Consider the following 13651-nt stretch of genomic DNA (forward strand, 5'->3'; position numbering starts at 1 on the left):
TATTAATGGCTAATCATACTTAATATTACTATCATCAATTTCCGATTCTTGATCAGCTAGGGGTAGCAGAATTTCTACGGTAGTTCCTTGGTTTCTTCCGGGACTGTTTAAATAAATGCTACCCCCCATCATTTCCACCAAATTTTTAGATATCATTAAACCGAGTCCCGTACTTCCTTGAGGATTAGTGTTAGACTCATTTTCTACTTGAAATGCCTCAAAAAGTCGGTGTTGATTTTTCGGCTCAATACCAATTCCGGTATCTTGAACAGTGATAACTGCCATAGTGATTGGGGAGTCGCTGGGATTAGATTTCACCTGTCGCAGTTGAGTAATAATCGTAATATTACCACGGTCTGTAAATTTAATGGCATTACCAATCACATTAATCAAAACTTGTTTTAATTTGTTGGGGTCGGCTTTAATTTTAATGCCTTGAAAAAAATCTTGTCGGTAAAGCTGTAGATTTTTCTTGCGAAAATTGCCGAACTGTAAATAAATAGCAGCGGTTAGAGATGCGTGCAAATCAATAGGCTTTAACTCAATTGAGACTTTCCCCGCTTCAATTTTTGCTAAATCCAAAACCTGATTAATGAGGTTAATTAAATGCAGAGAAGACTGATAGGCTTGTTGCAGCAGTTCGGTTTCTTCGTCACTGTTATCATATAACTCATCAAGTAACAGTTGCAGAGAACAGATAATGCCATTGAGGGGTGTTCGCAGTTCATGGGATGTTTGCCTCAGAAATTCATCTTTGCGGAGATTACTATTGTTAAGGCGGATATTTTCCAGTTCAATATTATTGAATTTTTCGGTTAAATTCTGCAAACTTTTTTCTAGCTGAGTTTGTTTTAAATGCCCCGAATCGCGCAGGTCTTGAATATGATTCTCTAAATCCTGTTTCTCTTGATGCCACTTTTGTTGTTTTTGGTAACTATGCCAAGCTATTCCAGCAGCTCCTAACACGGAAATCAAGCTAATCACAAAAGGCAGCAGATTATGACTCGATAAAAAATAAACAGAGCCATATAATAAAGAAATAACTGTCATCAGACCAAGAGTAGTAATTGTCAGACCAGACCTTGATAATATATTTTGTGTGAGCTTTTTCGGCATCAGTGCTACCCACCAACTCACCACCTGAGTGGTGCCCTTTAGTAAAAATTTACTGTGCTTCTATTCTAGGTGACAAATTCCCGGTTGTCGGTAAATTTAAAGATTGACTAAAATATAGCAAACGTTACTGATTAGGTAGAACCATGAAAGCAGTTTGGCTGGAACATCAGCAACTGGAACTCCGCACCGACATACCCACGCCTACACCGAGTCCAGGAGAGGCATTAGTGCGAGTCCTGCGAGCCGGGATTTGCAACACTGACCTAGAATTGCTTAGGGGATATTATCCCTACCAAGGCATTCCGGGCCATGAATTTGTCGGTGTGGTGGAACAAGGTCCCCCTAATCTTCTGGGACGGCGGGTGGTGGGAGAAATTAACGCCGCCTGTGGGAAATGTAGATTTTGCCTGACTCAACAACCCACCCACTGCGAAAATCGCACTGTTCTGGGTATAGTTAACCGTAATGGTGCATTCGCTGATTATCTCACGCTTCCAGTGCAAAATTTACATTTAGTTCCCCATAGTGTTTCTACGGACGCGGCGACTTTCACGGAACCCATTGCGGCGGCGCTGGAAATTCAGCAACAGCTATCTATTCACCCGGAATGGCGGGTTTTAGTGGTCGGAGATGGCAAACTAGGACAACTAATCGCTCAAACTTTGGCTTTAACGGGTTGTGATTTGTTGGCTGTAGGTCGTCATCGCGACAAGTTACAATTATTAGAAAATAGGGGTATTAAAACGGGATTTGCTGATGCTGTAGTTGACAGGAGTTTTGATTTGGCGGTAGAATGTACTGGCAATCCTGAAGGATTTACGATCGCCCGTCGGAGTTTGCGATCGCGTGGTATTCTGGTCTTAAAAAGCACATATACGGGAAATTTGACTATTGATGTATCTTCTCTGGTGGTAGATGAGATTACTTTGCTAGGTTCCCGCTGCGGTCCTTTCGTTCCGGCTTTGCAACTGCTGGCAGAATTTCGGGTTGATGTGGAACCTTTGATTCAGGCTAAATATTCCTTAGATGATGCGATCGCTGCCTTTAACCATGCTCAAAAGCGGGGAACTTTAAAAGTTTTGGTTGATGTAGCAGGGTCTTGATCTTCTACGTTATTTGGATTCGTAGTCGGGACAGTCGATCGCTTTTTCGGAAAGGGCTATAGTTGGTTGGACGGGACATTTAAGGCGATAATCTCCGGTAAAAAAGCTACAGTTAGCACAGGGGATTTGATGCATGATTTTAGCTCTTTTGATGGTCTGGGCGATCGCTGCTCCGACATTCCAAATCGTGAGGAACATCAACCCCCAAGCGACGACAAAGCATATAGGAACTAAAAAAGGTTCAATAGCCTGAATGAGAAACTGTAAAAATCTCAACACGGTCAATACCTTCTGCTATAAGAATCTGTGAATGAATTAGGGTGAGTTTACCAGTGCTGAGAGTTTCGCGCTTTGAGTAGTTATTAGCTCAACTCAAATCAACCACTGGTACTCCCTTATAGGCGAAGCTGACTAAGCCTATCATGGGAGTATGATGGGACGTTTATATGATAGCATATCATGGAATTATATCATAGCCCGCAGTGATTGTCTAGGTTTCTAGGGAGAATTCAAGCGATGGTGTAGTGTTCGCAGTTGACTGAGACGTTCTTGGGTGATCATTTCTAAAGCCTTATGCCAATTTTCTTGAGTGAGAGTAGGGGGAGATTCTGAAGCTAAGGTAATATTCCCCGGAACCGAAGGCACTAAGGCGCTATATTCAGGGGGGGAAGAGGGTTCTGTTGATTCTCGGCATTTTTTCCAGGCGAGGAATTGCACAAACGCCTCAAGTTCTTTAATTTCCGGTTCAGACATTTGTTGAATGGTGGCAATAGTTTCGGGCTGTAAGTGTAGAATATTCATGCTATCCAATAAAATCATCAAATTCTTGTCGTAAACGATAAATTACCGTCTCGCGATCGCACTGATTAATAATCTCTTGAATGACGGTATCAATACCATATTCCCCCCAAGTGCAACCCTGTTCTAAGTAAACCTGGGCGGCGCGACCGACAACATAAGTACCATAACCAGCGATCGCAGCTTGAGTAATAGCGGCTCCTGCATAGCCGGGAAAATTAGCCACTCCTACCGCGCCAGTTTTGCCGATTCCTAGGAGTAAACCACTACCGATTTCACCCAATAAAATCGCCCCAGAGCTGGCCAAAATTTGCCGCCATAATTTCCCCGCCTCATAACTGGTAATAGGCAACCCATACAACTTAGCCAAGGCGCGAATTAACAGCAAATCGGCGAAAAAAGCGCCCGCGACATCTAAAAAGGCGACGGGATTGATAGCGACGGCTATGGCTTTATATTGGGTAAACTTCCAGATTAAATCTTCGGCTTCGGCACGGTGTAAACGAACAGTCTGGCGTGCGATCGCTCGGTCAGCTTCCCGCGCTTGAACCAAAGCATTTAAAGCCAAAAGCGATCGCCCTTCCCGATAAACAATAGTAGCGATCGCCCGCTGTAACTCTTGAATTTGAGGCGGTGGCGACTCCCATTCCTGAGTAGTGCGGCCATTTGGCCATTCTACCCGCACCTGTAGGGGGGTAGGTTCAGCAGCGACCCGGACAATTTCTATAGAGGAGGGAACCATAGCCGAACCCCTCACCGCCAACTTTTCCAAATTCCGATAAATCGCCTCCTGTTCAGATTCGGGGTAAAGGTCAATCTTGTTAAATACGATAATCAAAGGTTTTTGGGTACGTTTTAACTCTGCGATCGCCTCATACTCCGTGCGGGTCAAATCCCCGGACACCACAAACAGAATCAAATCCGCCTGACGGCTAACCTCCCGCGCCATTTCACCCCGAATCTGGCCCGCGACTTCATCAAGTCCAGGGGTATCGATTAACTCCACATCAATGGGTTCTACTTCCCGTATTTCTTCCGGTCTCACCGTCCAGCGCACAGACCGCGGCCATTGCGTGACCCCGTGAGTTGGTCCAGTTTGTAGGACTCGCTGACCCAACAAAGCATTCAAAACCGCCGACTTTCCACGACTAACCAAACCAAAAGCGGCGATCCGAATTAACCCCTGGTCTAGTTTTTCCAAATTAGCAGCCAGAGTATCAAGCTGTTCCTGTACTGTAGCTTGTAGTTGGCTACCCCGTGGGTCTGGTTGGCGGCGCATTTGACCATAACGCTTTAACGCCTGCTGTAAACTGCTGCGCGCACGTTGGAAATGGGCGGTGGATGGGTCAGATCGAGACATTAGGCGAGAATCTCCTCTAGGGCTGGTTTCACCGTAGAATATTGATATGGAAAATTGTAGGATTGGGGGCGTAATGGTAACACCTGTTGGCCTTCTAATACTACGATAGCAGCATCTCCTAATAGCATTTCCAGAGCAAAACTAGGCACAGGCAACCAGGAAGGACGATTCATAATTTGACCCATTTGTTGGCATAGTTCGTTCATGCGGATCGGGTTAGGGGCGGTAGCATTAAGAACCCCCTCAACTTGGGGATTTTCTAAGCTGAAGCGAATTAGATTAACTAAATCGCTAATATGAATCCAGGAAAACCACTGTTTACCGCTGCCCAGGGGTCCCCCGGCAAATAGTTTAAAGGGGGTGAGCATTTTGCCCAAAGCACCTCCCATACCGAGTACAATACCAAATCGTAGGATCACTAAACGGATATCACTGTTTTTCACCGGGGCGGCGGCTGCTTCCCACTGCTGACAGAGGTTGGCTAGGAAATCGTTTCCTGGGGGGCTGCTTTCGTCAAAGGTGGCTGTTTCACTGGTTCCGTAGTAGCCTATGGCGGAGGTACTGACTAAAACTTGAGGTTTAGGGGTGGCTTTGGTGCAAGCCAAGACAAGTTTTTCGGTTTGGATAACTCGACTTTGGTATAGTTCCTGTTTCCGGGCTTCTGTCCAACGTTCATCGGCTATGGGGGCTCCGGCTAGGTTGACTACACCATCACAGCCTGCGATCGCATCTTCCCATGAACCTGACTCGGTGGGAGTATAGCCCACAATCTCTAGTTGGGGGTAGTTGGCTACGGGAAACACCCGCCGCCCTCTGTCCGGGTTACGGGTAAGCACGATAATTTGATAACCTAGGGAGTGGAGTTGTTGGACCAGATGTGAACCCACAAATCCGGTGGCTCCTGTAATTGCTACTTTCATGAACTCAACTAATAATTAATAATTAATAATTTTTAACTGCCAAGTGTCAACTGTCAACTGTCAACTATCAACTTTGAACATGACCTTAAAAAAGTCTAAACTGATTATGGCTACTGTGGCGATCGCTTTTACGGGGACAGTGGCTGGACTGCTTTATATGCGAACTCTGCGAGTACAGGTTTATAGCCCAGAAGACAGCGTTCGATTGGTTCCTGAAAATGCACTCATGGCGGTTTTTGTTACCCCTAATCCATCGGCACTCTATTATTTAAGACAATTTGGTAATCAGCAGAGTAGGTATCATATAAATCAGTTTTTGTCAAGTATTAAACAACAGAGTTTAGCCGGAACTTCCCTAAATTTTGACCGAGATATTAAACCTTGGCTAGGGGGAATTTTAGTGAGTGTGTTGCCCTCAGAAAAGTCGGAAGATGCTGATCTACTCATGATATTAGCTATTAAAAATAATTGGCGGGCTAACCAGTTTATGAGTCGGCTAAATGCGGAAGTCAGTGTGTCAGGAAAACCGCCACAATACCGGGGTATTACTATTTATGAATATGGGGAGGATAGTGGTAAAATATACCATATAGCTAGAGTGGGCGATCGCCTGTTAGTAGCAGCTAGTCCCGAACCCATCCAAAAAGCGATCGACACGAGTTTTGGAGAACCTAACTTAGCCGAATTGTGGAAAGGTATAAACGCAGCCGAAACCGCCAATCAAGCCACAACTGATATTAGTTATCCCTTGTCCGCAGCACCATTTCCTACCGAATCCCACATGGTTCCCATGCCCTTAATCACTATTTTTGTGGCAGACTATAACCTATTTTTAGACAAATTATCCGAGTTTTCCGACTCGTCTTGGGAATCTTGGAGTCGGGTATCTAAATTAGCCCCAATTAAATCTGCCATGGTGAGTTTAGGGGTAGAACCAACAGGATTTAGGATGAGAGGGATAATGCAGCAGAGGCGATCGCCAACCCCCGTTAACTCCTCCCCCCAAGTAGGTCAAATTCTTTCCAGATTTCCCTCAGAAACTGTTGCTATGGTGAATAGTCAGGGAATTAATGCACTGTGGTTAAAATTGGTTGACCAAAGCCAAATTGATCCCAGTATTCAAGACATGGTAAAACAGATAAGGTATGGATTGGCCGCTATTGAACTTGATGCAGATGAGGAAGTATTTGGTTGGATGGATGGAGAATTCGCCCTGGCGGCGATCGCCTCCGAAAAAGGGATTCTCGCCCCCCTGGGATTAGGCGGCGCATTGGTCTTAGAAACCAGTAATCAGGCGATCGCCCAAAACACCTTAGACCAACTTGATGAGATTATCGCCCAAAGTAATCCCCCCGTTAACGTCGAACAGCGAACCATTGAAGGGATCGAAGTAACCGAATGGAATGACCCCCAACAAGGAACTCTGTTCGGACATGGATGGCTAACCCCTAATCTCCTATTTGTCGCCTTTGGTGGTCCTGTCGTTGAAGCCATGACTCAGGTTCCTAATCCATCCCTAACAGAAACAACCCGATTTCAGAAAATTACCAAATCTTTACCAGAACCATTACACAGTTATGTTTACTTAGATATGGAAAACCTACTGTCCTGGGCGACAAGCTACCTTCTAGCTGCGCCTGCTGTCGCCCTACCAAGGAGAACCATTAGCCTACTTAACTCAGTCCAAGGAGTTGGTATCAGTACCACTCAACCAACCGATGATCATATCGCTATTGAGGTACTTCTGACCCTAAAACCTAGAAGATACTGAGATGAAGATAGTTGAATTTATTTCCTCAAAATGAGCTGAAAATTATGCGGATCCTAATTTATTCCTACAACTACTATCCTGAACCCATTGGTATTGCTCCCTTAATGACTGAACTGGCTGAAGGTTTAGTTAAACGGGGTCATCAAGTGCGGGTAGTTACCGGAATGCCTAATTATCCAGAACGTCGCGTTTATCCAGAATATCAGGGTAAATTTTATCTGACTGAACAGAGAAATGGCGTAGAAATTCAGCGGAGTTTTATTTGGATTAAAGGACCTAAACCAGGCTTAAAAGCTAGGTTGATGTTAGATGGGAGTTTTATTACTACCAGTATTGTACAAGCATTTAAAGGCTGGAAACCTGACGTGATTTTTGCCACAATTCCCCCGTTACTTGTATCTTTGCCTGTGGCTGTATATGCGAACATTAGACGCTGCCCGGTCGTGTTAAATCTTCAGGATATGGTCTCGGAAGCAGCCATGCGGGTTAAGTTGGTTGAGGGGGATAGCTTCGTGTTGAAGACCGCCCGCAAAGTCGAAGAATTAAGTTATAAAAATGTGAGTCGAGTTAGTGTAATCGCTGAGGGATTTAGGGATAATTTATTACGGCAAGGTGTCCCCGCCGATAAAATTGCCTATATTCCTAATTGGGTGGATACCAAGTTTATTCATCCTTTGCCTAAAGAAAACAACCCCTTTAGGCAAGCCCACGGATTAACCGATAAATTCGTGGTGCTTTATTCTGGCAATATTGCCCTAACTCAAGGGATGGATACTGTGATTAAAGCAGCCGCTAAACTTCAGCATATTAGTGACATTGCTTTTGTGATTGTAGGGGAGTCTAAGGCTTTGGCAAATCTCCAAGAGTTATGTAAGGTTCATCAGGCAGATAATGTGTTATTACGACCCTTTGAACCCCGGGAAAAATTGCCGGAAATGTTGGCGGCGGCTGATGTGGGTTTGGTGGTGCAAAAACGAGATGTCACGGCGTTTAATCTACCTTCAAAAATTCCCGTGATTTTGGCTAGTGGTAGGGCGATCGTGGCATCGGTTCCAGATACTGGGACGGCTAAGGTGGCTGTCATCAAAAGCGGCGGCGGGGTGGTGGTTCCCCCGGAAGATCCCCAGGCTATGGCTGATGCGGTCTTGAAATTATATGGCGATCGCCACTTAGTCGAGGCCTTGGGTAAGCAGGGCCGTAAGTTCGCCGAGGAAGAATTTAGCTTTGATTTAGCTTTGAGTAAATATGAAGCCCTATTTACCGAGGTCAGCAACTCTCGTTAACAGCTAACACCGGATACCTGCACACCGGATCTTCATTCGAGTTGTTAGAATGATCGCATCCGTCCAACCTGTCACTAATGGGGGAATTTTATCGCTTAATGTTTAATAATAGCCATAGTCAATATGCACCAGATGGGTCTACTACCCTTACGGGTCGGGTTGATGACCCCACCCTAGCTACAGCGATCGCGGCGGCGATCGCTGCTGATGATCGCAAAGCCGACAACATTACACTGCTGAAAGTTACTGAAGTTTCCTACTTAGCAGACTACTTTCTGATTGTCACCGGGTTCTCAAATACTCAGGTTAGGGCCATTCATCAAGCCATTATCCAGAAAGTAGAAGAGGAAAACCAGCGACAACCGCTGCGAATTGATGGTCAAAGCGAAGGTTCTTGGATAGTGGTAGACTATGGTGATGTCATGATCCATATTTTGCTACCAGAGGAACGAGAGTTCTATAATTTAGAAGCCTTCTGGGGTCATGCTGAAAAAATTAGCTGGTCTGCACTGACTTAAACCCTAAGCCCTAAAAATACTTATGAGAAAGGTTTCTGTTTCAGTCTGCCCCGTCCCCCCAGAACAACTTCCCATCAATGAATATCAGGAACTCCAAGAATCTTGGTTTTTTAGTTGGGTAACATTACCATGGCCGAAATATCTGGGCAAGTTAGCAACTGTGTGGCTATGGTCCAGTGTAATTTTTGCCCCCGTCGCGGCTGCTAGTTTTGCCCCCCAACGGAGTCCTGTCCATTTTATTTTGAGTGCGGGCGCAGGTTCCACTCTGTTTCTGGCCTTGGTTTTGCTGCGGTTGTATTTGGGATGGTGGTATATCCGATCGCGTTTAATTAGTCCAACGGTTTTTTATGAGGAGTCGGGATGGTATGACGGTCAAACTTGGGTAAAAACTCCTGAATTTATCACCCAAGACCGGTTAATTATTACCCATCAGGTGCAACCCCTCCTATACCGACTTCAACAAACCTGCTATGGTTTAGGGTTGGTTGTGGCTATGGGAGGGATGATTTGGATCGGCATTTAAAATTATTATTGATTCGGAAAATATGACAAGGGGAAAACGTACACACACAGCGGAATTGGAAGTTAAATTGTTGCGCGAGGGGATTACAGAAGCCGTCCATCGCATTCAAGCCGCCGTTTGTGATAACCGGGGTAAACTTCTGTTTCTGGCTGGTAGTCCAGACACTTCTACTTTTGTTCGGTCGGCTTTGAAGCCCTTTCAGGCTTTGGCAATTACTACCACTGGCACTTTAGAACGTTATGATTTGACTGACCGTGATTTGGCGATCGTTTGTAGTTCCCATCACGGACAGATTGAACAGGCTAGACAAGCCTTTAATATTCTGTGGCGCTGTGATATTGACCCTTCTCATCTACAATGCCCTATTCCTCAAGGTAAACGTAGCCCCCTTGAACATGGTTGTTCTGGGAAACACGCCGGAATGCTGGCCGTCTGTCGTCAACGTCACTGGCCTTTGGAGACCTATCTACAGCGTAAACACCCCGTGCAACAATTGATTATCTCCAAGCTGGGAGAACTTTTGGGTATTCCCGGAGATGAGTTTGTCGGCGCTAGGGATGATTGCGGAGCCCCAACTTATCAGATGGAATTGTCTCAGATCGCGACTTTATATGCTCAGTTGGCTTCCGGTGATAATTTGGACATGGAACGCATTGTCCGATCTATGACCCATCACCCCGAGTTTGTCGCCTGTGAGGGACATTTTGATACCGAATTGATGCGATTAACACAAGGGGAACTCATCAGTAAGTCTGGGGCTGAGGGAGTCCAGTGCGTGGGTCGGGTCGGTGAAGGTATGGGATTGGCGATTAAGGTTATGGATGGGGCGAATCGTGCTAAATATGCGATCGCTATTCATCTACTCACTCAGATGGGTTGGATTACTCCCACAATGGCTGAAAACCTCGCTGATAAGTTCATGAGTCTCAATAATTTTAAGCGCTTAGAGGTTAGCGGAGAATTAATTATGATTTAGGGGTTGCAATTTCTCCGCTGTTGGTTTATACTGTATTCATACAGCGCGGGGTAGAGCAGTCTGGTAGCTCGTCGGGCTCATAACCCGAAGGTCAGTGGTTCAAATCCGCTCCCCGCTATTAAACCGAAAACGTTGATATATCTACTGTGGCGGGAGTTGCCTATAATGGTTATCCTACCTAATTACTCAGATATTACTCATAAGCTAGTCCTAACACAGGAAAATAATTCTCTCAATAGGATGATTACTCAGTCAACAAGCACAACTTAATCAATCTGTCAAATACCCATATCACTCCCATAACCGGACGCTGATAGGGTGGTTCCCTTGTGATACCCGTCAAGGGCAAGCCTATCGGTTCGTTCGTCACCATTGACTGCTATCACGGCGGTCACTTCCCCAATAGTGCTTGTTCCGGTTATGGGGGGAGGGTATGTTTCAAAGCCAACACGATAGCCGTAGGTAGCCGTAGGGGGGAACCCGCTAGGGAATCAACGTACAAAGATATCAGACCGCCTTTCAGTATCAGATTATGAAAGTATGGTGGCGATCGCCTATCCGGTTATCTATGGGTCTGATTCATAATCTCCGGTGAGGGGAAACTATGGGCTATCATCTACCGGCTCCAACCCGATACCCCCAAACAACTTTTCAACTGGTGACAATTACCGGGATGGGACTCGATACCCACATAATTATCAGCAAGTCTCCAATCTTTGTTGGCAATCACCCCGTGCGGAAACCGATACCAACATAATCACCTTACCCAAAAATCTTAGTCGTAGGTTGTAGGTAAAGCTATCTGTTAGGGGTAAAGTAGTTCTGGGTATTATCTGGACATGATAGGGTAAGCATTCATATAAACCCGTAATTAGACTGTTGCAGTTAGACTGTTGGCACTTGACCTAATGAAAAAATTGACATTTAATGAGACTGTTGCAGTTAGACTGTTAGCAAAAAATACATAGACACCCCCTACAGTCAGAAACCATAGGGGGTGATTAAGTTATTGGGGTATGTGGTTAGCTGTTAGGCTGTTAGGCTGTTAGGTGTTAGGGCTTACGCCAACCATCATCATCAATATCATCTCTGTTGATTGGGAGATGGGGTGATTGCTTTTTATCTTCTATAGCACTAGTCAATACGGTTAGGACGCAGCCTTGAGAACAGAATCCATGGCATCATGGAGAGAATCAAACTGCGTCCTAACCACCTTGACTAATGCTATAGTGCCTTTCGACGCCGACAAAATCTCTACGCCAAAACGCCATCAGGACTCGAGCGAGCACTCTCGGTACAGCGTTTAATCCATAATTGGGTTAGACCGCGATGGTCGAGTTGGGAGACTCCTGCCATGGCGCTCGGTTTCGCCTCACGAGCGGTGAGTGTTGGCCCAAGGCTTTCTCTGAGGAGCTTTCGAGACTTGCCACCTTAAGTGACCAGTACCGTCAAATTAGGAGCCGTGTGCTGGGAAACTCGCAAGCACGGTTTTGTATGGGAGGGGGAGATGGCGACATCTCTCTCGACCCCTACTCAAATAGTCTCACGTTGGGTGCATCTCAGTTAAGAAATGAGTAATTGTACTTAGTGCAACCTTCACCCACAGCCCTACATAATGAGCGAAGCACCACTCACCCTCCCTCTACTCATGGATTCTCAGAAACCAGCTCAACTCCAGCAACACCTTGACGCGATTGCGGCCATTCTCTACAGCGAAGCTAACCCTGCTGAACTCACCGCCCTTGAAGCCATTGAGAAGAGTGTTCGTGCTCTTACTCAAGAACACGTCTTGCCTCAACTAGGAGTTTTTTTATCGACCAGGCAACAGACCGCCACAGCGGAAAACAACTCACCCTGACCAGTATCCTCGGTAAACTCACCCTCACTACCGCTCAAGGTCAACAACTGCAAGTGAAGCCAGGGACTCGTTGGAGTCCATACTTTGAGAAGTGTTGCTTGCTCGTTAGTGCTAATAACGCTTACCAACGAGCCGAAGAGGATATCACGATACTGACCGGGATGAGCATCTCCCACAGTACGCTCCAACGCCTTGTACAGCGAGAGGACTGGTGTGAGGTGGAGATAACTGACCCCCCACACGGAACTGAGCCTAGATGGAGGAATGGTTCGCCTGCCCACTGAGGAGAGTCAACCCTGTGAGTGGAGAGAATACAAAGGGTTAAATGTTCATGAGCAAGGGGGTGTAGCGTTCTTTAAAGATAATCAAGGACTACTGGAGTGGGGTGAATGCCCAACCCCTAGGGGAGCAGTTTACCTGTCTTGGAGATGGTCATGAGGGGGTGTGGAACATTGTCAGTGAGATGGGGACATCACAGCAACGGATGGAAGTGCTCGATTGGTATCTAATAATGGAAAATGCCAACAAGGTGCAAGGAACACCGGCTCAACAGTCGCAGATGCGAGCACTGCTATGGCGAGGAGAGACCCAGAAGGCAATTGAGTATCTACGCCCAGAGCCATGTCGGGGAGCGACGGGGTTTATCAATTACTTAAAGCATCACCAGACTAGGATTATAGACTACCAGGCTGGGCAGGAAGCGGGGCAATCGATTGGTTGGGGTCGGGTGGAGTCGTTGGTGAAACAAATTGGGATGAGGGTGAAGTTGCCGGGGGCACAATGGCGAAGGGAGAATGTGCCGAAGGTGTTGAGGCATCCCTGTGCCTACCTAAATGGCGCGTTAGCTGCTTAATCAGGGTAAGAGTAGATTTTTGCCCTGAGTAATTATACTCATCTCCTAATTGAGATGCACCCATCTATTTAATTAGTGCTACCACTTCTTATAAGGTAAGAACTTACCACACATAATCACCTGGACACGATCGCCCTTAGGATCTTCAACCTTTTCCACATCGAGGGTAAAATCGATCGCACTCATGATACCATCCCCAAACTTTTCATGGATTACCTCTTTTATAGGCATCCCATACACCTGCATGATTTCATAAAAACGATAAATCAGAGGATCAGAAGGAATAACAGGATCTAAAGAACCCTTGAGAGGAGGCACAGTCAACTCATCCGCTAACTCCGCAGGTAAACCCAAAGCCTCCACCAACTTTTTGGCTTCAGCCTCATCCGCACTCGCCTGACGATAAATCACTGACGCAATCCAAACCTCATCCCGTCCTAAAAGTTGCTCCAACTCAGTAAAACTAACGCCTCTTGCTTTCTTAGCAGCCAATAATTTTTCAGTAATAGGTGCAGTCATTTAAAATTCTCCTTATTTGTTGATTTTTTGATTGGTAAACATGGTAGTCCTAA

Annotated in this window: 12 protein-coding genes, 1 tRNA gene and 2 pseudogenes; 9 read left to right on the top strand and 6 right to left on the bottom strand. The window is 45.9% G+C overall.

All coding sequences use genetic code 11. From position 1 onward, the window contains the following. Positions 1–9: 9 nt before the first annotated feature. A complete protein-coding gene (locus HFV01_RS17715) occupies positions 10–1050 on the bottom strand; it encodes a sensor histidine kinase (protein ID WP_006669928.1) in 1041 nt (346 codons plus the stop codon). A gap of 209 nt (positions 1051–1259) precedes the next feature. On the opposite strand from HFV01_RS17715, the gene HFV01_RS17720 reads away from it, so the two are divergent. Then, positions 1260–2219, top strand: a complete 960-nt coding sequence (locus HFV01_RS17720; RefSeq protein WP_006620512.1) for an MDR/zinc-dependent alcohol dehydrogenase-like family protein — start codon at positions 1260–1262, stop codon at positions 2217–2219. A 9-nt stretch (positions 2220–2228) separates the two neighbouring features. On the opposite strand, the gene HFV01_RS17725 is transcribed toward HFV01_RS17720, so the two are convergent. The 4 genes from HFV01_RS17725 to thyD form a co-directional block, all read right to left on the bottom strand. Further along, positions 2229–2498 carry a hypothetical protein gene (locus HFV01_RS17725; RefSeq protein ID WP_006620513.1) on the bottom strand — a complete coding sequence of 90 codons (270 nt, stop codon included), beginning with the start codon at positions 2496–2498 and terminating at the stop codon, positions 2229–2231. Positions 2499–2717: 219 nt separating this feature from the next. Beyond that, on the bottom strand, positions 2718–3038 hold the full coding sequence (locus HFV01_RS17730; protein WP_006669929.1) for a hypothetical protein: 321 nt from the start codon (positions 3036–3038) through the stop codon (positions 2718–2720). After that, the gene (locus HFV01_RS17735; protein WP_006620515.1) at positions 3022–4377 is read right to left on the bottom strand and encodes a GTP-binding protein; all 1356 of its coding nucleotides are present in this window, start codon (positions 4375–4377) and stop codon (positions 3022–3024) included. Before HFV01_RS17735 ends, HFV01_RS17730 begins: the two co-directional genes overlap by 17 nt. Beyond that, positions 4377–5297, bottom strand: a complete 921-nt coding sequence (gene thyD / locus HFV01_RS17740) for a thylakoid membrane protein ThyD (protein ID WP_008049569.1) — start codon at positions 5295–5297, stop codon at positions 4377–4379. Before thyD ends, HFV01_RS17735 begins: the two co-directional genes overlap by 1 nt. Before the next feature lie 79 nt (positions 5298–5376). Here thyD and HFV01_RS17745 point away from each other — a divergent pair, with 79 nt between their 5' ends. From HFV01_RS17745 to HFV01_RS17775, 8 genes and pseudogenes are all read left to right on the top strand, one after another. Continuing rightward, positions 5377–7068: a DUF3352 domain-containing protein gene (locus HFV01_RS17745; protein WP_193520256.1), complete on the top strand. Its 1692-nt coding sequence runs from the start codon at positions 5377–5379 to the stop codon at positions 7066–7068. Between the two features lie 44 nt (positions 7069–7112). Then, positions 7113–8351: a glycosyltransferase family 4 protein gene (locus tag HFV01_RS17750; protein ID WP_006669932.1), complete on the top strand. Its 1239-nt coding sequence runs from the start codon at positions 7113–7115 to the stop codon at positions 8349–8351. Between the two features lie 77 nt (positions 8352–8428). After that, positions 8429–8869 (top strand): ribosome silencing factor, encoded by a 441-nt coding sequence (rsfS, locus tag HFV01_RS17755; RefSeq protein ID WP_006620519.1) that lies wholly within the window; start codon positions 8429–8431, stop codon positions 8867–8869. Positions 8870–8891: 22 nt separating this feature from the next. After that, positions 8892–9392 carry a CGLD27 family protein gene (locus tag HFV01_RS17760; RefSeq protein ID WP_006620520.1) on the top strand — a complete coding sequence of 167 codons (501 nt, stop codon included), beginning with the start codon at positions 8892–8894 and terminating at the stop codon, positions 9390–9392. A 22-nt stretch (positions 9393–9414) separates the two neighbouring features. Continuing rightward, on the top strand, positions 9415–10368 hold the full coding sequence (locus HFV01_RS17765) for an asparaginase (RefSeq protein WP_006669933.1): 954 nt from the start codon (positions 9415–9417) through the stop codon (positions 10366–10368). 44 nt (positions 10369–10412) lie between these two features. Continuing rightward, positions 10413–10486 (top strand) — tRNA-Met (locus HFV01_RS17770). A 1110-nt stretch (positions 10487–11596) separates the two neighbouring features. Beyond that, positions 11597–11803: pseudogene (locus tag HFV01_RS30895) on the top strand (IS1 family transposase); the annotation flags it as partial. Positions 11804–12016: 213 nt separating this feature from the next. Further along, positions 12017–13079: pseudogene (locus HFV01_RS17775) on the top strand (ISKra4 family transposase). Positions 13080–13157: 78 nt separating this feature from the next. Here HFV01_RS17775 and cynS read toward each other — a convergent pair. Further along, the gene (gene cynS, locus HFV01_RS17780) at positions 13158–13598 is read right to left on the bottom strand and encodes a cyanase (protein ID WP_006620526.1); all 441 of its coding nucleotides are present in this window, start codon (positions 13596–13598) and stop codon (positions 13158–13160) included. Positions 13599–13651 lie beyond the last annotated feature (53 nt).

Origin of the sequence: Limnospira fusiformis SAG 85.79 (genome assembly GCF_012516315.1) — a bacterium.
Lineage (GTDB): Bacteria > Cyanobacteriota > Cyanobacteriia > Cyanobacteriales > Microcoleaceae > Limnospira > Limnospira fusiformis.

Excerpts from the sequence above, each read along its gene's own strand:
- HFV01_RS17715 (WP_006669928.1), bottom strand. The coding sequence starts at position 1,050 with ATGACAGTTATTTCTTTATTATATGGCTCTGTTTATTTTTTATCGAGT.
- HFV01_RS17720 (WP_006620512.1), top strand. The coding sequence starts at position 1,260 with ATGAAAGCAGTTTGGCTGGAACATCAGCAACTGGAACTCCGCACCGAC.
- HFV01_RS17730 (WP_006669929.1), bottom strand. The coding sequence starts at position 3,038 with ATGATTTTATTGGATAGCATGAATATTCTACACTTACAGCCCGAAACT.
- HFV01_RS17735 (WP_006620515.1), bottom strand. The coding sequence starts at position 4,377 with ATGTCTCGATCTGACCCATCCACCGCCCATTTCCAACGTGCGCGCAGC.
- thyD (WP_008049569.1), bottom strand. The coding sequence starts at position 5,297 with ATGAAAGTAGCAATTACAGGAGCCACCGGATTTGTGGGTTCACATCTG.
- HFV01_RS17745 (WP_193520256.1), top strand. The coding sequence starts at position 5,377 with ATGACCTTAAAAAAGTCTAAACTGATTATGGCTACTGTGGCGATCGCT.
- HFV01_RS17750 (WP_006669932.1), top strand. The coding sequence starts at position 7,113 with ATGCGGATCCTAATTTATTCCTACAACTACTATCCTGAACCCATTGGT.
- rsfS (WP_006620519.1), top strand. The coding sequence starts at position 8,429 with ATGGGGGAATTTTATCGCTTAATGTTTAATAATAGCCATAGTCAATAT.
- HFV01_RS17760 (WP_006620520.1), top strand. The coding sequence starts at position 8,892 with ATGAGAAAGGTTTCTGTTTCAGTCTGCCCCGTCCCCCCAGAACAACTT.
- HFV01_RS17765 (WP_006669933.1), top strand. The coding sequence starts at position 9,415 with ATGACAAGGGGAAAACGTACACACACAGCGGAATTGGAAGTTAAATTG.
- cynS (WP_006620526.1), bottom strand. The coding sequence starts at position 13,598 with ATGACTGCACCTATTACTGAAAAATTATTGGCTGCTAAGAAAGCAAGA.